The following is a 25927-nucleotide window of genomic DNA, read 5'->3' as shown; positions in this document are numbered from 1 at the left end:
AAGTAAGCTCCGAGGCTGCTTCCGGTTTTTTTCATCGCGCCGGTTAGCCGCTTCATACTCAAGGCTTTCATAAGAGAGGTCAGCCAATGAAACGACAAAAGCGTGATCGCTTCCAGCGGGCATACGTTCACGGTTACAAAGCGGGTGTCACGGGTCGCTCTCGTGACGATTGCCCAAGCCAGGACATCAATTTACGCGAGTACTGGATGAGCGGTTGGCGTGAAGGTCGCGGTGATCAGTGGGACGGCATGACGGGCGTCTCCGGTATCCATAAAAACCCGATGGTCATGACCTGACCCGGACGTTTTTCAAACGAACCTTCAAAACCAGATTTAACCGACCAAGCCCGCCTGTTTTCAAGCGGGCTTTTTCGTGCCTGACCGCGAGACTTTACACCTTACCCCTTACCCCTTCGCAAGCGCCCTGGCGCAGCCACTCACGAGTTTGGGGCCTTCATAAATGAGCCCGGAGTAGAGCTGCACGAGATCCGCGCCGGCAGCGAGCTTTTCCTGCGCCTTTTTAGGGCTATCGATGCCGCCGACCCCGATGATGGGCAAGCCCGGCAAGTGCGCGCGCAGCGCGCGAATGATCCGGTTCGAGGGTTCGAACACCGGCCGCCCCGAAAGCCCGCCCGCCTCCTCGGCGTGAACGTGACCTTTCACCGCGCTGCGCTCGACGGTGGTATTGGTCGCAATAACGCCGTCAAAAGCGTTACGTGTAATGCTTTGAGCGACCAGCGCGATCTCCTCATCGCTCATGTCCGGGGCGATCTTGATCAAAAGCGGCACCCGGCGCCCGGTTTGCGCATCCAGTTCATTGGCGCGCTCGCGAAGAGGCCCAAGCAGCGCATCGAGCTGGTCGCCGAACTGCAGCGTTCGAAGCCCCGGCGTATTGGGCGAAGAGACGTTCACCGTCACATAGTCCGCCACGCCATGCACTGCCTCCAGGCACGTCAGGTAATCGCCCAGCGCCCCGTCCACCGACGTCGTGAGGTTCTTGCCGATATTGATGCCGACCAGCCCCGCATAGCGGCGCTTTTTGACCTGCTCGACCAGGTGCAGCACGCCCTTGTTGTTGAACCCGAAGCGATTGATGATGGCGCCATGCTTGGCGAGGCGAAACAGGCGCGGCTTGTCGTTGCCCGGCTGGGGTTTGGGCGTCACCGTACCCACCTCGACAAAACCAAAGCCGAGCGCGCCCAGTGCATCCAGGTGATCGGCGTTTTTATCGAGCCCCGCGGCCAGCCCCACGCGGTTGGCGAACCTGAGCCCCATCAGCTCTACCGGATCGCTCACTGCGGGCCCATATAGCCGCTCGACGCCGCCCGCTTGATAGAGCTTGTCCAACGCGGTGAGGGTAAGGCCATGCGCGGTTTCAGGGTCGAGGCGAAACAGCAGCGAGCGAGTGAGCTGATACATCGAGGGCTCCGGGCATTCATCGAAGGGTGGCGATAGCGTAGGCAACAGAATCGGGCGGGAGTATACCTTAAAGCGGTGGGTGTCGCAGAAATGCGCCGAGGCCATGCATCACAACGCGGCATCTGCCCACAAAAAAGCGCGCCCCGCAAAGCGGGGCGCGCCGGGTCAAGCGAGTGGACCGCCTAGCCTTCGCTACCGCTTTCGGCCAGATCGACGAGTTCGCGTACGGCCACGGCAAAGAGCGCAAAGCCGCCCTCGGTGCCGCCGCTCACCTCTTCGATCAAACGGCGCCAGCGGCGGTGAAGGTCCGCGTGCTGCTTGAGCCACTCATCCACCAGCTCCTGGGTATCGCGGCTGCCGGCGTCCATGTTGAGTACGCTGATGGTCAGCGCCAGCTGCTGGCGGTCGATGTCGTCACGGAAGGTTTCCCGCGCCTGGGCCTGCCAGGCATCGCGCACCTCGAGCTGTGTCACCTGACGCGTCATCCAGGGCAGCTCCAGGCGGCTGCCGATTTCGTGGAATACCTCGGCCACGCGCTGGGGCTTTTCGTTGGTGCTGCGCGCGGCGAAGATGATCCCAAGCCCGCCGTAAAGATTGGGCGCGCCGGCCACGGTCGAGGCCAGTGTTTCCGGTACACCCTGCTCGACGAGCTCGTCGCGGCGCTTGAGCCACTGCGTTTGCTCCTCGCCGCTTAGAAGCTCGCCGATGCTCTCCTGAAGCTGCGAAAGCCGCGGACGGAAGTATTCGATCGCATCCTGGGTGGAGAGCCCCATGTGCAGGCGCACGAACCAGCGCGTCGCGCGGCGGATCAGGCGCATCAAATCGAGCATCATCGAGTACTGAACGCGGTTGGGAACCTGGTTGTCCAGCGCCTCGATCTGGCCCCACAGCTCATTGAAGTTGAAGGCGTCGCGGGCAATCACGTAGGCGCGGGTAATGTCCGCGCGGCCCGCGCCGGTAGAGTCGATCAGCCGGCGAATGAACACCACGCCCATGTGATCCACCAGATCGTTGGCGACCTGGGTGGCGACGATTTCACGCTTCAGACGGTGCTCGTACATTTCCTTCTGGTAGCGCTCGACCAAAACGGAGGGAAACAGCCGCTCGAGGTGGCGGTCGATGTAAGGATCGTCCGGCACGTTGGACTCGATCAGATCCCCCTTGAGCGTGCTTTTCGCATAAGACGTCAGCACCGATAGCTCGGGCAGGCGCATGCCTTCGTTATTGCTGGCGCGCTCCTTGAGCACTTCGTCCGAGGGCAAAAACTCGAGTTCACGGTCGATCTGACCGGCGCTTTCGAGCTCGCTGATAAAGCGCCGGTACGGCCCGGAGCCCTGGCGGGAGAGCATTTCAGACAGGTCGATCGACTGGGTCTGACGGTAGTTGTCCAGAACCACGAGCTCGCCGACCTCATCGGTCATCTCGGCGAGCAGCTCGTTGCGCTGCTTCTCGGTCATGTCGCCGCGCTTGACCACCTCGTCGATCAGGATCTTGATGTTGACCTCGTGATCCGAGCAGTTCACGCCGCCGGCGTTGTCGATGAAGTCGGTGTAGACGCGCACGCCTTTTGCCGCGGCTTCCATGCGCCCGCGCTGGGTCAAACCAAGGTTGCCGCCCTCGCCCACCACGCGGCAGTTGAGCTCATTACCGTTGATGCGAAGCCCATCGTTGGCCTTGTCGCCCACGTCGGCGTCGGTCTCCTCGGAGCCCTTGACGTAGGTGCCGATACCACCGTTCCAGATCAGATCGACCTTCGCCTTGAGCATGGCGTTGATGAGCTCGTTAGGCGAGAGCTTGTCGGCCTCGATATCGAAGACCTCAGCCATTTCCGGGGTGATCGTGATCGACTTCGCGCTGCGGCTGAACACGCCGCCGCCCTGGGAGATCAGCTCCTGGCTATAGTCTTCCCAGCTCGAACGGCCCATGTCGAACATTCGCTTGCGCTCGGCAAAAGAGGCGTCGGTATCCGGATTGGGGTCGACGAAGACGTGCAGATGATTGAACGCCCCGACCAGCTGGATCTTGTCGGATAGCAGCATGCCGTTGCCAAACACGTCGCCGGCCATGTCGCCGACACCGACCACGGTGAAGGGGTCGCGCTGGGTGTCGAGATCCAGGTTCTTGAAGTGACGCTTGACCGACTCCCAGGCACCGCGCGCGGTGATCGCCATCTTCTTGTGGTCGTAGCCGTTGGCGCCGCCCGAGGCGAAGGCATCGCCCAACCAGTGGCCATACTCCAGTGAGATCGCGTTGGCGTAGTCGGAAAACGACGCCGTGCCCTTGTCCGCTGCTACTACCAGATACGTATCGTCCTCGTCGTGGCGCACCACGTTCTGCGGCGGCACCACTTCGCTTCCTTCGAGATTATCGGTCACGTCCAGCAGCGCGCGGATGAAGATCTGATAGCAGGCGATGCCCTCGTTCTGCACGGTTTCGCGGTCGGCGTTTTCCGGCATGCGCTTGCAGACGAAACCGCCCTTGGCGCCGACCGGCACGATCACCGAGTTCTTGACCTGCTGCGCCTTCATCAGCCCCAGCACCTCAGTGCGGTAATCCTCGAGGCGCTCGGACCAGCGCAGCCCGCCGCGCGCGACCTTGCCGCCGCGCAGATGAACACCCTCGACCCGCGGCGAACACATGAAAATTTCGAACATCGGTCGCGGCTTGGGAATGCCGGTCACTTTCGTGGGTTCGAGCTTGTAGGCGATGTAATCCTTGAATTCGCCCTGCTCGGTTCGCTGATAGTAGTTGGTGCGAAGCGTCGCCTTGATCAGCTCCATCAAGCGGCGCAACAGCTGGTCGTCGCTGAGACTCGCCACGCCGTCGAGATGCTCGTTCAGGCGCTCTTCGCACGCTTGGGTGTCGTGAGACTCGACCTCGGGGTCGAAGCGCTGCTGGAACAACTCGACCAGGCTCTGGGTGATCAACGGGTAGTTGGCAAGCGTGGTGGCGATGTAGTCCTGGGACATGCCAAAGCGAATCTGCTTGAGATAGCGCGCGTAGCCGCGAAGCATCGCGACTTCGCGCCAGTCGAGCCCGGCGCCGAGCACCAGCCGGTTGAAGCTGTCGTTGTCTGCCTGGCCTGCCCAGATGCGCTGGAACGCTTCGCTGAAAATATCGCGCATCTGGCTCATGTCGACCCCGGTGCGCGAATGCTCGAGTTCGAAGTCATGGATCCAGTAGCGCGCGTGGGGGCTTGCGATATCGTAAGGGCGCTCGCCCTGCACGCGCAGGCCAAGATTTTCCATCATCGGCAGCACGTCAGAGAGCGGAATCTGACTGTCGCGATGATAGAGCTTCAGGTTCATGCCGCCGACCTGCTCTTCCATCGGCCGGTAGAGCGACAGCGACAGCTTTTTGTCGTCGCGAAGCGTCAGCAGGTGCTGGATGTCGAACACCGCGGTGCGGGCGTTGAAGTCCTCGCGGTAACTTGCCGAAAACGCATGCTGGAACCGCTCCATCAGCTCGTTGGTGCGCTCTTCGCCAAAGCCCTCGCTCATGGCGTCAAAAAGCTCGTCGCGCCAGCTGCGCGAAAGCCTCGACACCTTGTTCTCGAGCCGTTTCAAATCGTAGGGCGTGGGCGAGTCGCCCTTGAAGCGCAAAATGAGCTGGATGCGCGCCAGCACCGACTCGGAGAGGTAGGTGTTGAAATCGCCAAAGCGGGCGTCGAGCTCGTCGCACAGCATGGTTTGGATGCGCTGACGTAGGTCGGTGGAGAATACGTCCCGCGGCACGAACACCAGGCACGAATAGAACTTGCCGCTCACGTCGGTGCGGATGAACAGGCGCACCTGACGGCGCTCGCGGATATTGAGAATCCCCAGTGCCGTCTCGGCAAGCTGCTCGGTGTCGATCTGGAAAAGATCGTCGCGCGGGAAGACTTCCAGAATCTGCAGCAGCTGCTTGCCGTTATGGCCGCGCGGGTTGAAGCCCGCAATATCCATCACCGCCTTGAGCTTGCGACGCAATAGCGGGATGTTGCGCGGCGATTCGTTGTACACCGTGGCGGTGAACAGGCCGAAAAAACGCCGCTCGCCGATCACGTTGCCGTCGTCGTCGTAGCGGTCGACGGTGATGTAGTCCGGGTAGGTAGGGCGATGTACGCGGCTATGGTGCGCGCTCTTGGCAAACGACAGAAGTTGCGGTACCAGCACGAAGCCACTTTCGTCGACGCCCTCTTCGGTACGGATGCGCTCGCGGTAGCGCGTCTGGTTCAGGCGAAAAACGCCCAGCACACTATTGGGATCGCGCTCGAGCTCGCCGTCCTTCAGGTAGTACTCGTCGTAGCCCAAAAAGGTAAAGTTGTCTTTCAAGAGCCACTCGAGAAATGCGATGGCCTCTTCGTGGTCGTCCGGATCGAGCTGCGGCGGGCAGTTTTTCTCGAGCTCCTGAATGGCCGAGGTGATCTGATTGCACATCGGGTCGAAGTCTTCCACCGCGGTGCGCACGTCGCGCAGCACGTTGTGAAGCTTCTCCTCCATATTCGACAGCGCCTGTGGGTCGGTCTGACGATCCACTTCGATGACGATCAGCGACTCTCGCGCCTCCGGGGCGTTCTCGTCGCGCGGCGTGGTCAAGGTCTCGAGGCGATGACGGTCGTCGCGGTCCACGGCGAACACGGCGTTTTGAATCGCGTGAACGGTCAAGCCCCGGCGGTTGAGCTCGATGCGCACCGAATCGACCAGAAACGGCATGTCTTCGTGCAGCACCGCCACGAAGGTGTGGTGCGACTGCCAGCCGTCCTCTTCAAAATCCGGGTTGAAAATGCGCACCTTCGGGCTTTGCGGGTCGTGGTGCAGCAAAAACTGCCAGATCGATAGCGTGGCGCCGTAGAGATCGTCGAGACGGCGGTCGACAAGATCCTCCACCGGGACGGTGGCGTAAAAGTGGCGGGCGAACGCTTCGATACACGCCGCCCGGTCCGGCTCCAGCCGCGCTTCCAGGCGCTCCTGCAGCTGTTTCAAAAGATCTTGTCGACTCTCATCACTCGCAACGTTGTGCATCCATCACCTCGATTGCCTGGGCCGGTGGGGCCAAAACGAACAATAATCGGCCTTGGGGCCACGATTTCCGTTAGCTTACTGTAGCAGCTCGCTCCTCTCTAACCATCTGCCAACTTGCTTATGGAGTATGCCGTACTGGCATCAAGGTCATTTATCGCTTTACCAGCACCACGCCACACTCACAGTGGTGGGTAAACGGGAACTGGTCAAACAGCGCAAAGCGCTCGATGTCGTGGGTTTGCGTCAAAAGTGCGAGATTGTCGGCAAGCGTTTGCGGATTGCAGGAAATATAGACGATCCGCTCGTACTCGCTGATCTGCCGACAGCTCTGCTCATCGAGCCCCGCCCGCGGCGGGTCCACCAGCACGGTCGAAAAATCGAAGCTATCGAGTTCCATCTCGGCGACCCGGCGCCCGGTTTTCTCGCCTTTTAACGCCAGCGAAAACTCCTCGGCGGACATCCGCGCCACCACCGCGTTCTCAATATGGTTAGCCTCGATATTAACGTTAGCACTGGCCACCGACGTACGAGAAATTTCCGTGGCCAGCACGCGGCGAAAATTACTTGCAAGCGCGATGGTGAAGTTGCCGTTACCGCAGTAAAGCTCCACCAGATCGCGCCCGGTTTGATCAGGGGTCGCTTGCCTTGCCCACTCGAGCATGGTCTGGCAGATGTGGGCGTTGGGCTGGGTGAAGCTGTTCTCCACCTGCTGGTAGTCGAGGCTGCGCCCCTCCACCGTCAGCCGCTCCCAGACGTGGTCACGCGTCAGCACCAGGCGCTGCTTGCGCGAGCGGCCGATGATCATGATGCCCAACGTCTTCTCCAGCGCCTGCGCCTCAGTTTCCCAAGCCTCGTCGAGCGGTCGGTGGTAGATCAGCGTGACCAGCGCCTCGCCGGAAAGCGTGGTCAAAAACTCGACCTGAAAGAGTCGCCGCCTGAGCGTATCGCTTTGCAAAAACGCCTCTCTAAGCTTCGGCATCAGCGCGTTGATACGCTCGCTGGCCACCGGGTACTGATCCAGACGCACGACCTTTTTATCCTTGGGATCACTCGGGTTGACCTCGAACATGGCGTAAAACAGGTCGTCGCCTTCGTGCCAGATCCGAAACTCGCAGCGCTGACGGTAATGGCTCGGCGGCGACGCGTAGACCTCGAGCGCTGGCGGTGAAAACGGCGCGAACAGCGCCTCGACGAACACGCGCTTTTCATCGAGCTGCTCATCGTAACGTTGGGGGTCGACAGCGGGAATGGCCAAGGGGGCTCCTTAAAAAGTGATCAGCGCTGCCCTCGCTCAGGGCAGCGACAAGCGGTGCGGGGCCTTGAAACCGAAGGTCTCGAAGCCGCGAACGAGGTGGTCGGCGTCGGCGGTGGTGAAAGAGCGCCCATCCTGAGGGCCGCGGGCGTGGGGCATGACGTCGACGACCCGGCGGGCAATGGCATCGCCGGAGTCGATCCATTGAAGCGGCCCAGGCGCCAGGGTTTCGAGCACCGGCTTCAACAGCGGAAAGTGGGTACAGCCGAGCACCACGGTATCGAGCGGACATGGCGCGGTCACCGCCTGCCAGAGCGGCTCCAGCGCATGCTGCACGCGTGCGTGATCGACGTGTTGGCCGGCAAGCCAGGCCTCGGCCTCGGTGACCAGGGCGTCGGCCGCCACTTTGGTGACTTCGCAGTCGCTGGCGAAGCGCTCGATCAGATCCTGGGTGTAGGGGCGGTGCACCGTGGCGCGGGTAGCCAGAAGGCCGATATGCCGTGTTCGGCTTGCAAGCGCGGCGGGCTTGATGGCGGGCACGGTGCCGATCACCGGAATGTCCAGCGCCTCGCGAAGCCCACTCAGTGCCAGGGTGCTGGCGGTGTTACAGGCCACGACCAGCGCGCTGGCCCGACAGGCGGTGACCGCCGCTTGGCATACGGACAGAATACGTCTGGAGAGCGTAACGTCGTCGCGCAGCCCATAGGGCAACCAGGCGTTATCGCAGGCGTAGCACAGGGGGATATCTGGATGGCGCAAGGTGAGCGAGCGGGCCACCGAAAGCCCACCGACACCAGAATCGAAGATCAGGACGGGCCCGCTCATGGCGCCCCGCCCGGGCCAATGGATGAGTAAGCCACAAGCGCTCTCTGGGTGTTTAAAAGGCGCCAGTTTAACACGCCCGAAAGGCTCGGGCGCGCGTGGTCTTAGAGGTCGGGCACTTCGGCGTTATTGAGCTCGGCGTAAAGCTCGGGATAGGCATTTTGCAGGCGCTCGAGCTCCTGCTGCGCCTTGTCCGGCAGCGCCTGGCGAAGTGCTTCCAGATCCTCGTCAGTGAAGTACTTGTCGATCAACGGGAACAGATGCTCGCGCTCGTGACGAAGGTAGGTGCGATGGGCGTCGAGGTAGGTGCTCAAGTCCTCGGCAAAACGATCCATCGGCAGCACGTTGTCCATCAGGATCATATCGATATCATCAGAGAGCTGAGCCAGGCTCGGCTTGAGCTGGCGGTAGTCCTCGGCCATCTTCTCCATGAAAGGCAGCTCTTCCGAGGCCTTCTCCTCCAGGCGCTCCACGCAGATCTTTTCCAGAGGTGTGGCGAACTCGTCCATGTAAGCGAGGATGTAGTCCACGACTTCACGCATCAGCTTGAAGTTGGGCCGCTCGCCTTGCACCAGCGTTTTTTGCTTAAGCTGAAGCACATGAAGCATGCGCGCCATATTGGCATGGTCCAGACGCAGTTGATTTAACATGAGCCAAACTCCTTAAATGGTGGTCGAGCCTTACCTTCAAAGTCCCTGTCAAGGCATTGGACACGCGCTGGATAAGCAATGTCTACTACACTGTGACAACTGATTTTTAGCAACTGACCTTTGATAACCTATCTGTAGCAAAAAATCCGTGGCAACGACGGCGCTTCGAGACACCGCGTTACAAAGCGTATGTCCTAAGGTAGCCTGCCGCAACGCGCTTTGCCATAGCATGACCCGGCGACTCTCGACGCCCTGACGCACGAAGGATAAAGACATGGACCTTTTTGACAGCGCCAAGGCCCCGCCCGCCGACGGCGCCCCCCTCGCCTTTCGCATGCGCCCGCGCCACCTGGACGACTACGTGGGCCAGCAGGCGCTGGTCGGCCCTCATAAACCGCTGCGCCAGATGGTCGAGTCGAAAAGCGTACGCTCGATGATCCTCTGGGGCCCGCCTGGGGTGGGCAAGACCACGCTTGCCGAGCTGTTGGCCCGCGCCTCGGACTCGGCGCTTGAGCAGCTAAGTGCCGTGATGGCCGGGGTGAAGGAGATTCGCGCGGTGGTCGAGCGCGCGCGTCAGACCCGCGCGCAGACGCTGCTCTTTCTGGACGAAATCCATCGCCTCAACAAGAGCCAGCAGGATGCGCTTTTGCCCCACGTCGAATCCGGGCTATTGACGCTGATCGGCGCGACCACCGAAAACCCCTCCTTCGAGGTCAACTCGGCGCTTTTATCCCGCACCCGGGTCTACGTGTTGAAGCCTTTAAGCGAGCAGGAGTTGATCGACGTGATGCGCCAGGCGCTCGAGGACCGCGAGCGCGGATTGGGCCGGCGGTCGATCGAGCTCGAAGAAGGCGTGCTCCAGGCGTTGGCCCGCGCCAGCGCCGGCGACGCGCGCCGGGCGCTGGGGCTTCTCGAGACCGCCTGCGACTTCACCGAGCAGCGCGGCGAGCGGGAAGTGCTGGCAAAGGCGGCGCTTTTGGATGTGATCGGCCACCAGTCCAGCGCCTTCGATAAGCAGGGTGACGCCTACTATGATCTGCTCTCGGCGATCCACAAATCGATTCGCTCCTCGCGCCCGGACGCCGCGCTTCTCTACATGGCGCGCTTCATTCAGGGCGGCGGCGACCCGCTGGACGTGGTGCGAAGGCTCAGCGCCATCGCCTCGGAAGACGTGGGCAACGCCGACCCGCGGGCGCTGCCGCTGGTGATCGCCGCCTGGGATGCTTACCTGCGCCTGGGCGACTACGAGGGCCAGCGGGCGATCGCCCACGCCGCCATTCACCTGGCGGTCGCGCCCAAGAGCAACCGCATCGACCGCGCCTGGAAAGCGGCGCAGTCGTTCGTCAACAGCCAGCCCCAGGTGGACGTGCCGAGCTACCTGAGAAACGCGCCGACGAAGCTGATGGAGGAGCTCGGCCACGGCGAAGGCTACCGCTACGCCCATAATGAGCCCAACGGCTATCCGGCCGGCGACGCCCACGACTGCTGGCCCGAGGCGCTGCCCAAAACGCGCTTTTTCGAACCCAGCGCCCAGGGCCAGGAGAAGCGCTTTGCCGAGATCATGGCTTGGCGCGAGGCCAGAGACGAAGAAGCCAACCAGGCGCCGGGAAGCGCCTGATTGGCTTTTAGAGACTGACTTTAAAGCCGCCGGCTTTGAGCCCCGGTCAGCGCCGGGGCCAAGGCCGGGTTTTCCTAGTAGGTTTCGCGAATGACGTCGGTGCCTTCGGGAATCTCGAAATCGAAAAGGCTGCGGTCGACACGTCCGTTTTGCACGATATCGTCGAAGGTGATCAGCGTGCGCTGGCCGGTGCTGTCGGTCATCATCAGCTCGCTTAGGGTCTCGCCTTCGAACACCATGGAGAGCTCTTCGAACAGCGTCTCGTTGGAGGTCGGCACGAGCGTGAACACGTCTTCGCTGCCTTCCTGGGCGTAGAAGACGTCGAAGTTCTCAGTCAGATCATAGGCGCTCCCCGAGAGCAGCAGCGCCGGGGTGTGGGAGACACGGTTGTCCATTGCCTGCACCGTGACCTGCTCCAGATCCGGGTCATAGAGATAGACTTCGCTTCCGTCGGACACCACTACCTGAGCGTACGGGGCTTCGACTTCCCAGCGCAGCATGCCCGGGCGGGATAGCCACATTTCACCGCGCGCATCCTGCAGGCGCTCACCGCCGCTGCCGCTGATCATCTGCTCAAACGATGCCTGATAGCTCTCCAGCGGCTCGAGACGTTCAGAGAGACGCTCGGCGGCCTCGTTGGCAAACGCCATCGGTGCTGCGAAGGTCAAACCCAGTGCGCTGGCCGTCAGCGCCAGCGAAGAACCACGCCGTGTGTCTTGATCGCTCATTACCTTACTCCCCAGGCAGTGTTGCCAAATGGCGGCACGCGCGTGCCGCAACGGTTTTGATATTTGGACAGGAACATCCCTGTGTCCACACTCAGACGCTCATCGCGCCCCGGGGTTTCACCGGTGGCGCGACTTTCACGCTTGTTGCACGATTGATGCCTCACTTATTGGCCCACCGGCGGCGGGGCCAGCACTTCGCGGGCACCGTTGGAGCCCATCGTCGACACCACGCCGGCGCCTTCCATCGCCTCGACCAGCCGCGCAGCGCGGTTGTAGCCGATCTTGAAGCGGCGCTGCACCGCGGAGATCGACGCCTTGCGGGTCTCGGTGACGAACTGCACGGCCTCGTCGTAAAGCGCGTCCTGCTCGGCGTCGTCCCCATCGCCGCCTTCGGCTTCGAGCCCGGCCAGCGCATCCGCGGAAACACCGCCGGAGAGGATTTCATCAATGTACTCCGGCTCGCCGCGGCGCTTCCAATCCTCGACCACGCGGTGCACCTCGTCATCGTCGACGAAGGCCCCGTGAACGCGGTTGGGCGGCCCGGAACCGGCGGGCAGGTAAAGCATGTCGCCGTGGCCCAGCAGGCTCTCGGCGCCGCCCTGATCGAGAATCGTGCGCGAGTCGATACGCGAGGAGACCTGAAACGCCATGCGCGATGGAATGTTCGCCTTGATCAGGCCGGTCACCACGTCCACCGACGGGCGCTGGGTAGCGAGAATCAGGTGAATACCCGCGGCGCGGGCCTTCTGCGCCAGACGCGCGATCAGCTCCTCGACCTTCTTGCCGACGATCATGAACATGTCGGCGAACTCGTCGATCACCACCACGATATAAGGCAGCTTTTCGAGCACCGGCGGCGTCTGGTGCATCTCCCAGGGCTGCGGCTCCCAAAGCGGGTCCGCGACCTGAGCGCCGGCGCGCTCGGCTTCATCCAGCCGCGCGTTGAAGCCGGCGATATTGCGCACGCCCATCGCGGCCATCAACTTGTAGCGCCGCTCCATTTCGGCCACGCACCAGCGCAGGCTGTTGGCGGCCTCTTTCATGTCGGTGACCACCGGCGCCAACAGGTGCGGGATGCCGTCATACACCGAAAGCTCGAGCATCTTGGGGTCGACCATGATCAGCTTGAGCTCGTCCGGCGTTGCTTTTAACAGCATCGAGATCAGCATGGCGTTCACACCTACCGATTTACCCGAGCCGGTGGTACCGGCGACCAGCAGGTGGGGCATCTTGCCAAGATTCGCCACGACGGGACCGCCGCCAATATCCTGGCCCAGCGCCATGGTGAGCGGCGAGCTCTCCTGCTGGTAGCGGTCGGAGTCGATCACCTCGCGCAGGCGAATCATCGCCCGGTGTGGGTTGGGGATTTCGATACCCACCGTAGGTCGACCGGGGATCACCTCGACCACGCGCACGCTCTTGACCATCAACGAGCGCGCCAGATCCTTGGCCAGATTGCTGATCTTGGAGACCTTCACGCCAGGTGCGGGTTTGATCTCGAAGCGCGTGATGACCGGGCCGGGCCAGGTGTCGACCACGTCCGCCTTCACGCCGTAATCGCGCAGGCGCACCTCGAGCAGCTCGGCCATGTCGCTGAGCTGCTCTTCGGTGTAGTTGGGCTGATGCGGCTCCGGCGGCGTAAGTAGCTGGTAGCTTGGCACCTCGCCTTCGGGTTCGTCTTCGGTTTCGAACGCCGGGCGCTGATTCTGTAGATGCTCGACGGTCCAGAGCGTGGGCCCGGTATCCGGCTCCGGCGCGGCGCGCTCCTGGGTGAACGTCGGCTCCTGACGCGCTTCCCGCGGCGCGACCGAGGCTGGGGCCGGTGCAGGCGTTGTAGTGGTAGCCGGCGCCGGGGTCGGCGCATACGCGGGCTCGATCTCTTCGTCGTCTTCCCACACCGGCTCGGGCACGACTTCCGGCACCCTGCGGGGCGGCTCGGGCGCGCTGGCGCTCAGCGGCTCGCGCGGCTGGGCGCTCCACGGCTGAGGCGACACGTCGTCATCGATAAGCGCGTCGTCGGACGCGTCATCCTCCTGGGGCTCGTCGATGAAAAAACGATTGGGCGGCACGGGCTCTTCATCGCGCCTTGACGCGCGAAGCGACAGCGGAACTTCATCGCTGTCGGACGGCGTGCTCCAGGGCGCCGGCTCAACGGGCGCTTCCTGCTCGGCAGGGGCCGGGCCAAAGGCCGCAGGCGCCGGCCGCGGCTCGGGCTCGGGCTCGGGCTCGGGCTCGGGCTCGGGCTCGGGCTCGGGCTCGGGCTCGGGCTCGGGCTCGGAAGTAGGCTCCTCAACTCGAGAGGGTGCCGCAAACACGTTGGACACCGGCGCTGTTTCTTCCGGTACTTGCACCGGCGTGGCCGACGTCGGCGCTTCGGTGTTCTCGGCCTCGAGCGGTGTTTGCGTGCGTGCGGACATCGGCTCGCTGGGCGCAGCGTCTACCGGGCGCGACGCCATCGGTGCGTCATCGAGCGGCGCGTGTTCGAGGCGGGTATCTTCGCGCGGCGTCTGCTCGGCGGGCGCTTCTTCAACGGGCGGCACTTGCGTTGCCGGCGTCTCGTCGGTTGAAGCGCTTGCCGTCTGCGTCGCGTCGTCTTCTGCCAACGCCTCGGCATTAGAGGCTGAGAGCGTGGGCTCGGCGCGGGCGGGTTTTACCGCCGCCGGCTTGCTCGGGGCGGGCTCGGCGGCAGGCGGCTGCTCGCTGGAAGCCGGCGGCGCGTAGTGATGGGCCGCGGCCTCCCAGGGAATCGAGGTATCGGTGGTTTCGCTTTGATCGAAGGCGGCCATGCGCGGCTCGCGGCGGCTGCCTTCGCGGGCCCGGGGAGCGGCGTCCGCACTGGCCGCCGCGCTCGTCTCAAAGCGCGCCGCCTCGGCCTCGGCCTCCTGCTGCTCACGCGCTTCTCTCTCCTGGCGGTTGCGCTCCTTGAACTTGCGTGCTGCCTCTTTGGAGGCGGCCTTGATCGAGGCGCGCTCTTCACGCTTTTGCTTGCTTTTGGCGCGGCGATCGCGCCAGCCGGCGCCCAGACGACAAAAGCGTTTGCCGAGCTCGTCGGCCACGTTCAGCCAGGAGAGGCCGGTAAACAGCGGAAAGCCGATCAAAATGAGCGCGGCGGCGATCAGGCCCACCCCGCCACTTCCCACCAGCGGGCGCAGCGTGCCGACCAGGCCCTCGCCCAGAATACCGCCGGAGGCGTAGGGCAAAATGCTGTCGGGATGATAAAAGTGCAGCGCGCCGAGCATGGTGGTGCCGAACATCAACAGCACAAGCCCCCCGGCGTGCACCGCAATGGCGACCGGGTCGATCTCGAAGCGCACCTGGCGTGAGCGCATCAGCCACCAGGCGGCGAAGCCGAACATGCCGGGCCACCACAAGGCGCTTGCCCCCAAAAGTGAATAGAGCACGTCGGCAAGCCAGGCACCCACCGGGCCCATCCAGTTGTGCACGTCGGTTTCCGGCCCCTGGTAGGACCAGCCCGGGTCTTCCGGCTGGTAGCTGAACAGGGCCAGCAATAAAAAGACGCACAGCGCCAGCAGCACCACGACGACGCCTTCGCGCATCGAGCCCTGAAGGCGCAGGCCGAAACGCCGCGCCTTATCCCTGGCGGCCTTGACCCGAGTGGACTGGGCCGACGTCGATGGTCGACGCGAACCGCCCTGCGTTCGCTTGTCTACCGTCTTGTTTACTTTCAAGCGATTCTCCCTTTACACCTGGTGGCGTCGTTAATCGACTTGCGAGTTTGCATCATACCGAGCATCCTTTCGCCATCACAGCGCTTGTCGCTTCGAGTTGGCGTTCAAACGTACTCGCGGCGTTTTTTCGAGACGATCACCAAGGCTGTTTCCAAAGGCGACAAGGAGTCCTTCATGCTGCCCTGGCTTTCATCGCCACTACCCGCCTTTCCGGAGACCGCCAGCGCGCTCGACACGCCCAACGGCCTGCTCGCCGCCGGCGGCGCGCTGACCCCCCGCTGGCTCATCGAGGCTTATCGCCGCGGGGTCTTCCCCTGGTACAGCGACGGCGACCCCGTGCTCTGGTGGAGCCCCGACCCGCGAATGGTACTGGCGCCTTCGCAGTTCAAACTGCGGCGAAGCCTTGCCAAGCGCCTGCGCAATGGTGGCTTTCGCGTGACGCTGAATCAACACTTCGATGCCGTGATCGACGCCTGCGCCGCGCCCCGCCAGGGCGAGCCAGACACCTGGATCAACCCGGACATGCGCGCGGCCTATTGCCATCTTCACAGCCTGGGCATTGCGTACAGCGTCGAGGTCCACCAGGACGACGAACTCGTCGGCGGGCTTTACGGACTGGCCATGGGGCCGGTATTTTTCGGCGAGTCGATGTTTTCGAAAGCGCCGGATGCTTCCAAGGTGGCATTGGCGCACCTGGCGCGCGCCATGGCGGACAACGGCGGCGCGCTGATCGACTGTCAGATGCATACGCCACACCTGGAGCGTTTGGGTGCCGCCCCCATCGCCCGCGCGACGTTCGTGAGCTATCTTGAACAGTGGCTGCCGGAAAACGCGTTCGACCTGACCGGTCACCACCCGGTCGTTCCGGCTTCGCCCTGGCTCAACGCCGTACCCGCCGCCTATTGACGCGAGGGTCAACACTCAAGGAGATAGCCGTGAGCAGCAGCGCCTCCCGCGGCCCGGTCCGCGATCTACGCTTTTTTCTGACCGTGCCCCACGCCTGCAGCTACCTGCCGGATCAAAAAGCGACGACGCTGTTTCTGGACCCCAAGGAAGCCCCCTCCCACGGCGTGTACGATGCGCTTTCGCTGCTGGGCTTTCGCCGCAGCGGCCGGCACCTGTATCGGCCTCACTGTGAAGGCTGCCAGGCGTGCCAGTCGGTGCGCATTCCCGTCGCGCAGTTCGAACCCAATCGGACCCAGCGCAAAATCTCCAAACGTAATGCCGATGTCACGACGCGCGTCGTGGCCGCCCATTACCATAACGCCCACTATGCGCTCTACGCCCACTACATACGCGCGCGCCATAGCGACGGCGACATGTACCCGCCAAGCCAGGAGCAGTATCGCACCTTTTTGACCCTCGACCAGCCCTACGCCAACCTGATGGAGCTTTACCTGGAAGAACGGCTGATCGGTGTCGCCGCGTTCGATCGCCTCGAGCACGGTCTCTCGGCGATCTACACGTTCTTCGCCGTGGATGAGGAACTCGACCGGCGCTCACTGGGAACGCTTGCGATCCTGAAGCTGATCGAGCTTTGCCAGCAGCAGGACTTGTGCCACCTGTATCTGGGCTACTGGATCGAGGAGTGCCGGAAAATGCGCTACAAGCAGGCGTTTTCTCCGCTCGAGGTGTTGGAAGGGCGCCGCTGGCGCGCGCTCATTCGCTAAAACGGCGCGCTTTTTTGCCTTGACGCCAGCCTTGCGGCACAATATAGCGCTGCTTACCAAGCCCTTGTAAACGATTTTGCCAGTTGACTCGTATTGGCCGACGGCTGTATCGGGCAACCCTGGTTTTGGTAAACCTGGTTTTGACAAGCAAAGTTCTTGGCCACCACAGTGCCAGCGAATCTGTTAAACTGGCAACGACGATATTAAATAAGTGAGGATTTGCCTATATGGCACGCGAAGACCATATTGAAATGGAAGGCGTCATTGTCGATACCCTTCCCAACACCATGTTTCGTGTCGAGCTCGAAAACGGCCACGTGGTGACCGCCCACATTTCGGGCAAGATGCGCAAGAATTACATCCGCATTCTGACCGGTGACAAGGTCAAGGTAGAGCTGACCCCTTACGACCTTTCCAAGGGCCGCATCGTTTACCGTTCGCGCTAAACACCCAACGCTTTCGTGCTTATTTGAACTGGCGTAACCGCCCCCTTCGTTACGCGCACAAGCACGAGCGTTTCTCCTCTTTTACGGCGCCTTAAAATGACAACGCCCCGTCAATGACAGGGCGCTGTACGCGGTTGAATCTTACGCGTTGACCGTTACGGGGCGTCGGCCATTTCAGCTTCGGTCGAAAGCGAAAGCTCCCCTTCTTCCAGACTGACGTGCACCGTACCGCCATGCTCGGCCAGCTCGCCGAAGAGAATCATCTCGGCCAGCGGCTTTTTCAGTTTCTCCTGAATCAGGCGAGCCATCGGGCGTGCGCCCATATCCGGGTCGTAGCCCTTGTCCGCCAGCCAGTCGCGGGCCGAGTCGTCTACGTCGAGCTGTACGCGCTTCTCGTCGAGCTGAGCCTGAAGTTCGATCAGGAACTTGTCGACCACGTTGCGCACCACGGTCATCGGAAGCGCGCTGAACTGAATGATACCGTCCAAACGGTTGCGGAACTCCGGTGAGAACGTGCGGCGGATGACTTCCATCGCGTCCGTGGTGTGATCCTGAGTCTGGAAACCGATCGAGCGGCGCGATGCCTGTTCGGCACCGGCGTTGGAGGTCATGATCAGAATGACGTGGCGGAAGTCCGCCTCGCGGCCGTTGTTATCGGTCAGGCGGCCATGATCCATCACCTGCAGCAGCAGGTTGAAGACTTCCGGGTGTGCCTTTTCGATTTCGTCGAGCAGCAACACGCAGTGCGGCTGTTTATTGACCGCCTCGGTCAAAAGGCCGCCCTGATCGTAGCCAACGTACCCGGGCGGCGCGCCGATCAGGCGTGACACCGTGTGGCGCTCCATGTACTCGGACATGTCAAAGCGCACCAGATCGATCCCCATGATGTGCGAGAGCTGCTTGGCGACTTCGGTCTTGCCCACACCGGTGGGGCCGGCGAACAGGAAGCTGCCCACCGGCTTGTCCGGCGCCTTGAGCCCGGCGCGGGAGAGCTTGATGGCCGCCGCCAACGAGTCGATCGCCTCGTCCTGCCCGAACACCAGCATCTTGAGGTCGCGGTCGAGCTTTTCGAGCAGCTTGCGATCGGAGCTGGAGACGCTCTTCGGCGGGATCCGCGCGATGGACGCCACCACGGCCTCGACCTGCTCGACATCGATGGTGTCGACCCGCATCTCAGAGGGCAGCATGCGCTGATGCGCCCCCGCCTCGTCGATCACGTCGATCGCCTTGTCCGGCAGATGGCGGTCGTTGATGTAGCGATCCGCCAGACGCGCGGCGCTCTCGAGCGCCCCGTCGGTGTACTTGAGCTCGTGATGCTCTTCAAAGCGCGAACGCAGCCCCTTGAGGATCTTGATGGTGTCGTCCACCGAGGGCGCCGGCACGTCGACCTTCTGGAAACGCCGGGCAAGCGCGCGGTCCTTCTCGAAGATACCGCGAAACTCCTGGAACGTGGTCGAACCGATGCAGCGAAGCTCACCGGAGGAGAGTAGCGGCTTCAACAGGTTCGAGGCGTCCATCACGCCGCCAGAGGCCGCACCTGCGCCAATCACGGTATGAATCTCATCGATGAAGAGAATCGAATTGGGCTGCTTTTTGAGCTCACTCAAAAGGCTTTTCAAGCGCTTTTCGAAATCGCCGCGGTACTTGGTACCAGCGAGCAGCGCGCCCATGTCGAGGGAGTAGACCACGGCGTCGGCGATGACGTCTGGCACGTCCTCTTCGACGATGCGCTTGGCCAGGCCTTCGGCGATCGCGGTCTTGCCCACGCCGGCTTCACCGACCAGAAGCGGGTTGTTCTTGCGCCGGCGCGCCAGAATCTGAACCACGCGCTCGAGCTCATGATCGCGCCCGATCAGTGGGTCGATCTTGCCCAGACGCGCCTGCTCGTTGAGGTTGGTGGCGTAGCCGGTCAGAGGGTGTGCGCCGCCTTCGGCACTGGCTTCTTCCACATCGTCACCCTCCTGCTGAGAAGATGTATTCGACGAATTGTGACCGGATACCTTGGAAATACCGTGGGCGATGTAGTTGACGGCGTCGACCCGCGCCACGTTTTGCTGTTTCAGGAAGTAGACGGCTTGGCTCTCCTGCTCGGAGAAGATGGCCACGAGCACGTTGGCGCCGCTGACTTCGCTTTTACCCGATGACTGTACGTGAAAAACCGCGCGCTGAAGCACGCGTTGAAAGCCAAGCGTGGGCTGGGTTTCGCGCTCGCTCTGACCTTCGGGAATCAGTGGCGTGGTCGAATTGATGAAATCCTGCAGATCGGACCGCAGCTTGTCGAGATTGGCCCCGCACGCTTTGAGCACATCGACGGCGGACGCGTTATCCAGAAGCGCTAAAAGCAGGTGCTCGACGGTCATAAACTCGTGGCGCTTTGAGCGAGCCACGGTAAAGGCCGTGTTCAGGGTCAGTTCAAGTTCTTTGCTCAGCATGGCAGTCCCCTTTTCGCTACTCCCCGGGGCGTATTCACCCGGGACTTGCGTCGGATCAGTTTAATCGACCGGCACTTTCAACATCGGGTACAAATGCCCCGCTTGCAAGCCCCACTGCCACTTTTTTTCAACGTTTACCGGCGCGCTTTCGCGCGTTCTCCGGCGCTTGTCTCAGTCGGCAGCTTCGATGTCGCTCATGAGCGGATGCTCGCATTCGCGGGCGTATTCGTTGACCTGATGGCTTTTCGTCTCCGCGATGTCGCGAGTGAAAATACCGCAGGTACCTTTGCCCTGGGTGTGCACGGCCAGCATGATCTCCACGGCCTTTTCGTTATCCATGTTGAAAAAGCCCTGGAGTATTTCGATGACGAACTCCATCGGCGTGTAGTCGTCGTTGTGCAGCACTACTTTATACAGCGGCGGCTGGGCGAGTTCGGGCTCTGACGTCTGTACGTCCAGGTCGTCGTCGTGCTCGGTCGATGCCGAGCATGTCATGCCTGACACCGAAGCATTCAGGCAAGGATTCTCAAGATTGGGCATAAAGCGTTGCGTATCGTCTCTGTGCTGACAGGCGAAGATGTGGCAAGCAGGCTTGCTATAAGACGCCCATGCTCAGCAAGGGTTCATGGAAAAGACAAAATTATCACACTGGGTCATACAAAAAACCCCCGCCCGCCGAGCGGACGAGGGTATGTACCTCCAGGCGGGCGTTAGCCCTTGGCGACCAGCGCCAGCGCCTCGTTGAAGGTCTGGCTCGGACGCATGGCCTTGCTTGCAAGCTCACGGTCTGGGTGGAAGTAGCCCTTGAGCTCAACCGGCTTGCCCTGGGCGCCGTTGAGTTCGTCCATGATAGTGGACTCGTTGTCGCGCAGGGTTTTGGCAAGCTCGGTGAAAAGCTTCTTCAGCTCGGCGTCCTGGTCCTGGGCGGCGAGCGCCTCGGCCCAGTACAGCGCCAGATAGAAGTGGCTGCCGCGGTTGTCGATTTCGCCGGTCTTGCGCGACGGCGACTTGTTGCTGTCCAAAAACTTGCCGTTGGCTTCATCCAGCGCGCTTGCCAGCACCGTGGCGCGCTGGTTGTCGAAGGTAGAGCCCAGGTGCTCGAGCGAGGCGGCCAGCGCCAGAAACTCGCCGAGCGAGTCCCAGCGCAGATGATTCTCTTCGACCAGCTGCTCGACGTGCTTCGGCGCCGAGCCGCCAGCGCCGGTTTCGAACAGGCCGCCGCCGTTCATCAGCGGTACGATCGAGAGCATCTTGGCGCTGGTGCCAAGCTCCATGATCGGGAACAGATCGGTCAGGTAGTCGCGCAGCACGTTGCCGGTGACCGAGATGGTGTCCTCGCCGCGGCGAATGCGCTCGAGCGACAGCGCCATCGCCTCGACCGGTGCCAGAATGCGAATATCCAGACCGTTAGTGTCGTGCTCCTTGAGGTAGGTCTCGACCTTTTCGATCAGCTTGGCGTCATGGGCGCGGTTGGCGTCGAGCCAGAAAATCGCCGGCGAGCCGCTTTCGCGCGCGCGGTTGACCGCAAGCTTGACCCAGTCCTTGATCGGCGCGTCCTTGGTCTGGCACATGCGCCAGATATCGCCGGCTTCCACGTCGTGGCTGAACAGTGTCTGGCCACTTTCGTCAGTCACCACCACGGTGCCATCCGCCGGGATGTGGAAGGTCTTGTCGTGGGAGCCGTACTCTTCGGCTTTCTGCGCCATCAGGCCAACGTTGGGTACGCTGCCCATGGTGGTCGGATCGAAGGCGCCGTTTTTCTTGCAGTCCTCGATCACGCTCTGGTAGATCGTGGCGTAGCAGCGATCCGGAATCACGGCCTTGGCATCCTGCAGCTCATCGCTTGCGTTCCACATCTTGCCGGAATCGCGAATCATGGCGGGCATGGAGGCGTCGATGATCACATCCGACGGTACGTGCAGGTTGGTGATGCCCTTGTGCGAGTTGACCATCGCCATCGGCGGGCGCTCCTTGTAGAGCGCGTCGATGTCGGATTTGATCGCCTCACTCTGCTCGGAAGGCAGCTTCTCGATCGAGCTGTAAAGATCGCCCAGACCAGAAGCCGGGTTGAAGCCGGCGAGCTTGAGTGCATCGGCGTGCTTGTCGAGCACGTCCTTGTAGAACTCCTCGACCACGATGCCGAACATGATCGGGTCGGACACCTTCATCATGGTGGCTTTCAGGTGCAGCGAGAAAAGGATACCGCGCTTTTTGGCATCCTTGATTTCGCTGTCGATGAAGTTACGCAGCTTACGGCTGCTCATGAAGGCGGCATCGACCACTTCGCCTTCCTTCACCGAAAGCCCGTCTTTCAACACGGTGCGGGTGCCGTCTTTCTGCTTGAGCTCGATCTTGAGCGTGCCGGCGGATTCGATGATCGCGGACTGCTCGCTGCCGTAGAAGTCGCCTTCCGACATGTGCGCCACGTGGGAGTCGGACTCCTTGCTCCACTCGCCCATGCGGTGTGGGTACTTGCGCGCGTAGTTCTTGACCGACTTCGGCGCGCGACGATCCGAGTTGCCCTCGCGCAGCACCGGGTTCACCGCGCTGCCCTTGGCCTTGTCATAGGCCGCCTTGATGGCCTTCTCTTCGTCGTTTTGCGGCTCGTCCGGGTAGTTCGGAAGATCGAAGCCCTGGCCCTGCAGCTCCTTGATGGTGGCCTTGAGCTGCGGGCCGGAGGCGCTGATGTTCGGCAGCTTGATGATGTTGGCTTCCGGCGTGGTCGCAAGCTCGCCAAGCTCTGCAAGGTCGTCGCTTACGCGCTGTTCGTCGCTCAAACGATCGGGAAACTGCGCCAGCACGCGGGCCGCCAGAGAGATATCGCGGGTTTCAACGACGATACCCGCCGAGTCGGTAAACGCATCGACAATCGGTAACAGCGAATACGTTGCAAGCGCGGGGGCTTCATCGGTGAGCGTATAAATGATTTTCGGCGTTTCGGACATTGTGCGTTAACCTCGTTTCTCGCGGTGACTTAAAAATTTCCGGGCGGCTCGACGGTGCGGGCCAGGATCAAGCCTGGCGCTTGGCCACGAATCAAAGCGTTTCATGCAAGCGACGCCATGACGATAGTGTCATCATAACGTTTAGTATTTGTGTAATTCAGCGCTGCACTTTACTCCTTTATGCGATTGTCGACAAATTCACCCCGCTTCAAGAGAGCCCGATGAGCACGCTCTATCTTCTGCACAAGCCCTATAAAATGCTGTCCCAGTTCACCGATAGTGAGGGGCGCGCGACACTCTCCGACGTGATCGACGTCCCCAACGTCTACGCCGCGGGGCGGCTGGACTACGACTCCGAAGGGCTGCTGCTGCTGTGCGACGACGGCGCGCTCATCCACCAGATCACCCATCCGCGCCACAAGCAACCCAAGACCTACTGGGTTCAGCTCGAAGGCGAGATCGACGACGAGGCACTCGCCGCGCTCAAGGCCGGCGTGACGCTAAAGGATGGCCCGACCCGCCCAGCCAAGGCCCGGCGCATCACCACCCCAGCGGTGGGATCGCGCGTCCCGCCCATCGAGCCCAAACGCCATCCAAACACCAGCTGGATCGAGCTGACCATCACCGAGGGGCGAAACCGCCAGGTGAGGCGCATGACCGCCCACGTCGGCTTTCCCACGCTGCGCCTGATTCGCGCGGCCATCGGCCACTGGCGCCTCGACGACCTGGCCCCCGGGCAGTGGCGTACCGAAACCCTGCACGCGCCCCAAAAGCCCGCTGCCAGGGGCGGCAAACAGAGCCCGAACAAGAAGCCACGCCAGGGCCAAACGCCCCGCGCGGGTCAGAAACCAGGTCGAGGGCCACGCTCATGAAACGCATCCACACCACCGCGGCCTGTGTGATCGAGCGCGACGGGCGCTATCTAATGGTCGAGGAGGAGCGCGGCGGCCCGCACACGCTGTTCAATCAGCCGGCCGGTCACATCGAGCCCGGCGAAGGCCCGATGGCGGCGATTTTGCGCGAGGTCGAGGAAGAGACGGCTTGGCGAGTGCGCCTGAGCCACTATCTTGGCCTTGAGGTGTTCCACACCCCGGAGAAGACCTTTCATAGCCACGGCTTCATCGCCACGCCTGAGGTATGGCTTGCCACGCCGCTGGACCCTGACATCCTCGCCACTCACTGGCTAACCTTCGATGAAGTCAGACAGCTTGCGACCAACGAGCGGGTGCGAAGCCCGCTGGTGATCAAGCGTCTCGAGGCCGCCCGCGCCGGGCGCGTTTACCCCCTGGCCATCATCAGCGAGTGATGCCGCGACTGCCCGTATGACGCGGTGGGAAGCCGGCGTTTTACTCGGCGCCCTTTGACTCGAAGGCCAGCCCCCGCATCGTGTATAATCGCGGCCAACTGCATATCACTTGACGAGGATGGCAATGACATCCACACAGAACGCTTCCACTCCGGGCGCCGGAGTGCCGGCCACCGGATCGCCGGCCGCCGGCAAGGTGATCGTCGGCATGTCCGGCGGCGTCGACTCGTCGGTCTCGGCGCTTTTGCTGTTGCAGCAGGGCTATGAGGTCGAAGGCCTATTCATGAAGAACTGGGACGAGGACGATGGCACCGAGTACTGCACCGCGAAGGAGGACCTGGCCGACGCTCAGGCCGTATGCGACAAACTCGGTATCAAGCTGCATACCGCCAACTTCGCCGCGGAGTACTGGGACAACGTGTTCGAGCACTTTCTCGAGGAGTACAAGGCCGGACGCACGCCGAATCCGGACATCCTGTGCAACCGGGAAATCAAGTTCAAGGTGTTCCTCGACTACGCCGAAATGCTCGGCGCCGAGCTGATCGCCACCGGCCACTACGTGCGCCGCGGCGAGCGCGGCGGCCGTGCGCGGCTTCTGAAGGGGCTCGATACCAACAAGGATCAGAGCTACTTTCTGCACGCGGTGCCGGAAGCCGCCATCGCCAGAACGCTCTTCCCCGTGGGCGAGCTCGAAAAGCCTGCGGTGCGCGCACTTGCCGAAGAGTTCGATCTCATCACGGCGAAGAAGAAGGACTCCACCGGTATCTGCTTTATCGGTGAGCGCCGCTTCAAGGACTTCCTGCAGCAGTACCTGCCCGCCCAGCCAGGCAAAATCGAAACCCTCAGTGGTGATGTCATCGGCGATCACATGGGCTTGATGTACTACACCCTGGGCCAGCGTCAGGGCTTGGGGATCGGGGGGTTGGCCAACTACTCCGAGGACCCCTGGTACGTGGCAGGCAAGGATCTCGAGCGCAACGTGCTCCAGGTCGTCCAGGGCAAAACCGACGAGCACCTTTATACCAACGCGCTCTGTACCGAGGCGATGGACTGGGTCGCCGGTCAAGCGCCGGTCGCCGAGGGCCGCTTCACCGCGAAAACGCGCTACCGCCAAAGCGACTGCCCCTGCGCCGTTCGCAGCCGCCCCGATGGCAGCGTCGAGGTCGTTTTCGACGACCCGCAGTGGGCGGTCACCCCGGGCCAGTCGCTGGTGCTCTACGACGGGGACGTTTGCCTGGGGGGCGGTGTGATCAGCGCGACCTGGAACGTTGCCGAGGTCGCCGCATGAGCTCGACCACACCGATTCATCGCGCCCCGGACTCCCCCTCCGCGCGCCAGACGCTGGCGTTGGCCGGCGTTTTCCAGGCGGCGAGTCTGGTCGACGAGCTGGCCCGCACCGGGCAGGTCGACACCCGCGCCTGGGAGACGCTGATCCACGCTACGCTCGACACCAATCCGGCCAGCTTCGAGGCGATCTACGGTGGCCATCCCAACAATCTGCGCCGCGGCCTCGAGACGCTCGAGGCGCTTTCCGGGCGCAAGCAGGCCAACCCGGTGGTGCTGCGCTACGGCTTCTCCATGTTGATGCTGATGAACAAGCTGCGCAGCGACACCGCGATGATGGACGCCCTGGGCGAGAAGCTCGCCCACGCCCAGCATCAGGCGGAGCACTTCGGCCCGACCCACGAAAACGTGATCGCAAGCCTGGGCGAAGCCTATCAACAGACGCTTTCGACGTTCAAAACGCGCATCGTCGTTCAGGGCGACCCGTCGCTTTTACAGACCCGCATGATGCCCGAGCGCGTACGAGCATGCCTGATGAGCGGCATTCGCTTTGCGCTCTTGTGGCACCAGCAGGGTGGGCGGCGCTGGAAGCTGGTGTTTCAGCGCAAGGCGCTGCGTCGCGCCCTCGATAGTTTCAATTAGGCCTTTGGCCCTCACGATCCCC

General features: G+C 62.4%; 19 protein-coding genes. 9 read left to right on the top strand and 10 right to left on the bottom strand.

Annotated elements, in window-relative coordinates; translation table 11 throughout:
* Nucleotides 1-86: 86 nt before the first annotated feature.
* A complete protein-coding gene (gene rmf / locus OCT39_RS05300; protein WP_227388219.1) occupies nucleotides 87-296 on the top strand; it encodes a ribosome modulation factor in 210 nt (69 codons plus the stop codon).
* A 108-nt stretch (nucleotides 297-404) separates the two neighbouring features.
* Here the strand turns inward: rmf and OCT39_RS05295 are convergent, their stop codons facing one another.
* From OCT39_RS05295 to OCT39_RS05275, 5 genes are all read right to left on the bottom strand, one after another.
* A complete protein-coding gene (locus tag OCT39_RS05295) occupies nucleotides 405-1418 on the bottom strand; it encodes a quinone-dependent dihydroorotate dehydrogenase (RefSeq protein ID WP_263586644.1) in 1014 nt (337 codons plus the stop codon).
* Nucleotides 1419-1600: 182 nt separating this feature from the next.
* A complete protein-coding gene (locus OCT39_RS05290) occupies nucleotides 1601-6421 on the bottom strand; it encodes an NAD-glutamate dehydrogenase (protein ID WP_263586643.1) in 4821 nt (1606 codons plus the stop codon).
* A gap of 151 nt (nucleotides 6422-6572) precedes the next feature.
* Entirely contained in the window at nucleotides 6573-7676 is a 1104-nt protein-coding gene (gene trmA, locus OCT39_RS05285; RefSeq protein WP_263586642.1) for a tRNA (uridine(54)-C5)-methyltransferase TrmA, read from the bottom strand.
* A gap of 36 nt (nucleotides 7677-7712) precedes the next feature.
* Complete coding sequence (murI, locus tag OCT39_RS05280) at nucleotides 7713-8498, bottom strand: glutamate racemase (RefSeq protein ID WP_263586641.1); 786 nt, start codon at nucleotides 8496-8498, stop codon at nucleotides 7713-7715.
* Nucleotides 8499-8599: 101 nt separating this feature from the next.
* Nucleotides 8600-9145, bottom strand: a complete 546-nt coding sequence (locus OCT39_RS05275) for a hemerythrin domain-containing protein (RefSeq protein ID WP_263586640.1) — start codon at nucleotides 9143-9145, stop codon at nucleotides 8600-8602.
* A 274-nt stretch (nucleotides 9146-9419) separates the two neighbouring features.
* Between OCT39_RS05275 and OCT39_RS05270 the strand changes: the two genes are divergently transcribed.
* Nucleotides 9420-10763, top strand: coding sequence for a replication-associated recombination protein A (locus OCT39_RS05270; RefSeq protein WP_263586639.1), 1344 nt, complete (start codon nucleotides 9420-9422; stop codon nucleotides 10761-10763).
* A 74-nt stretch (nucleotides 10764-10837) separates the two neighbouring features.
* On the opposite strand, the gene lolA is transcribed toward OCT39_RS05270, so the two are convergent.
* Both lolA and OCT39_RS05260 read right to left on the bottom strand, forming a co-directional pair.
* Complete coding sequence (lolA, locus tag OCT39_RS05265; RefSeq protein WP_263586638.1) at nucleotides 10838-11491, bottom strand: outer membrane lipoprotein chaperone LolA; 654 nt, start codon at nucleotides 11489-11491, stop codon at nucleotides 10838-10840.
* Between the two features lie 164 nt (nucleotides 11492-11655).
* Nucleotides 11656-15180, bottom strand: coding sequence for a DNA translocase FtsK (locus tag OCT39_RS05260; protein WP_318152978.1), 3525 nt, complete (start codon nucleotides 15178-15180; stop codon nucleotides 11656-11658).
* A gap of 174 nt (nucleotides 15181-15354) precedes the next feature.
* On the opposite strand from OCT39_RS05260, the gene aat reads away from it, so the two are divergent.
* From aat to infA, 3 genes are all read left to right on the top strand, one after another.
* A complete protein-coding gene (aat, locus tag OCT39_RS05250; protein WP_263586637.1) occupies nucleotides 15355-16086 on the top strand; it encodes a leucyl/phenylalanyl-tRNA--protein transferase in 732 nt (243 codons plus the stop codon).
* Between the two features lie 29 nt (nucleotides 16087-16115).
* A complete protein-coding gene (locus tag OCT39_RS05245; RefSeq protein WP_263586636.1) occupies nucleotides 16116-16850 on the top strand; it encodes an arginyltransferase in 735 nt (244 codons plus the stop codon).
* A 227-nt stretch (nucleotides 16851-17077) separates the two neighbouring features.
* A complete protein-coding gene (infA, locus tag OCT39_RS05240; RefSeq protein WP_007111068.1) occupies nucleotides 17078-17296 on the top strand; it encodes a translation initiation factor IF-1 in 219 nt (72 codons plus the stop codon).
* A gap of 155 nt (nucleotides 17297-17451) precedes the next feature.
* On the opposite strand, the gene clpA is transcribed toward infA, so the two are convergent.
* The 3 genes from clpA to OCT39_RS05225 form a co-directional block, all read right to left on the bottom strand.
* The gene (gene clpA / locus OCT39_RS05235; protein ID WP_263586635.1) at nucleotides 17452-19728 is read right to left on the bottom strand and encodes an ATP-dependent Clp protease ATP-binding subunit ClpA; all 2277 of its coding nucleotides are present in this window, start codon (nucleotides 19726-19728) and stop codon (nucleotides 17452-17454) included.
* Between the two features lie 171 nt (nucleotides 19729-19899).
* Complete coding sequence (gene clpS / locus OCT39_RS05230) at nucleotides 19900-20223, bottom strand: ATP-dependent Clp protease adapter ClpS (protein WP_263586634.1); 324 nt, start codon at nucleotides 20221-20223, stop codon at nucleotides 19900-19902.
* 215 nt (nucleotides 20224-20438) lie between these two features.
* On the bottom strand, nucleotides 20439-22673 hold the full coding sequence (locus tag OCT39_RS05225) for an NADP-dependent isocitrate dehydrogenase (protein ID WP_263586633.1): 2235 nt from the start codon (nucleotides 22671-22673) through the stop codon (nucleotides 20439-20441).
* Between the two features lie 221 nt (nucleotides 22674-22894).
* Here OCT39_RS05225 and OCT39_RS05220 point away from each other — a divergent pair, with 221 nt between their 5' ends.
* The 4 genes from OCT39_RS05220 to hflD all read left to right on the top strand — a co-directional run bounded on the left by OCT39_RS05220 (nucleotide 22895) and on the right by hflD (nucleotide 25905).
* Nucleotides 22895-23545, top strand: a complete 651-nt coding sequence (locus tag OCT39_RS05220) for a pseudouridine synthase (RefSeq protein ID WP_263586632.1) — start codon at nucleotides 22895-22897, stop codon at nucleotides 23543-23545.
* Nucleotides 23542-23979, top strand: a complete 438-nt coding sequence (locus tag OCT39_RS05215; protein ID WP_263586631.1) for an NUDIX domain-containing protein — start codon at nucleotides 23542-23544, stop codon at nucleotides 23977-23979. Before OCT39_RS05220 ends, OCT39_RS05215 begins: the two co-directional genes overlap by 4 nt.
* Nucleotides 23980-24103: 124 nt before the next feature.
* The gene (gene mnmA, locus OCT39_RS05210) at nucleotides 24104-25267 is read left to right on the top strand and encodes a tRNA 2-thiouridine(34) synthase MnmA (protein ID WP_412031135.1); all 1164 of its coding nucleotides are present in this window, start codon (nucleotides 24104-24106) and stop codon (nucleotides 25265-25267) included.
* Complete coding sequence (hflD, locus tag OCT39_RS05205) at nucleotides 25264-25905, top strand: high frequency lysogenization protein HflD (RefSeq protein ID WP_263586629.1); 642 nt, start codon at nucleotides 25264-25266, stop codon at nucleotides 25903-25905. The genes mnmA and hflD overlap by 4 nt, the downstream gene beginning before the upstream one ends.
* Nucleotides 25906-25927 lie beyond the last annotated feature (22 nt).

The organism is Halomonas sp. GD1P12 (assembly GCF_025725645.1).
Taxonomy (GTDB): domain Bacteria; phylum Pseudomonadota; class Gammaproteobacteria; order Pseudomonadales; family Halomonadaceae; genus Vreelandella.
The sequence above is the reverse complement of the archived record's forward strand: the minus strand, read 5'-3'. Positions and strand labels throughout refer to the sequence as shown.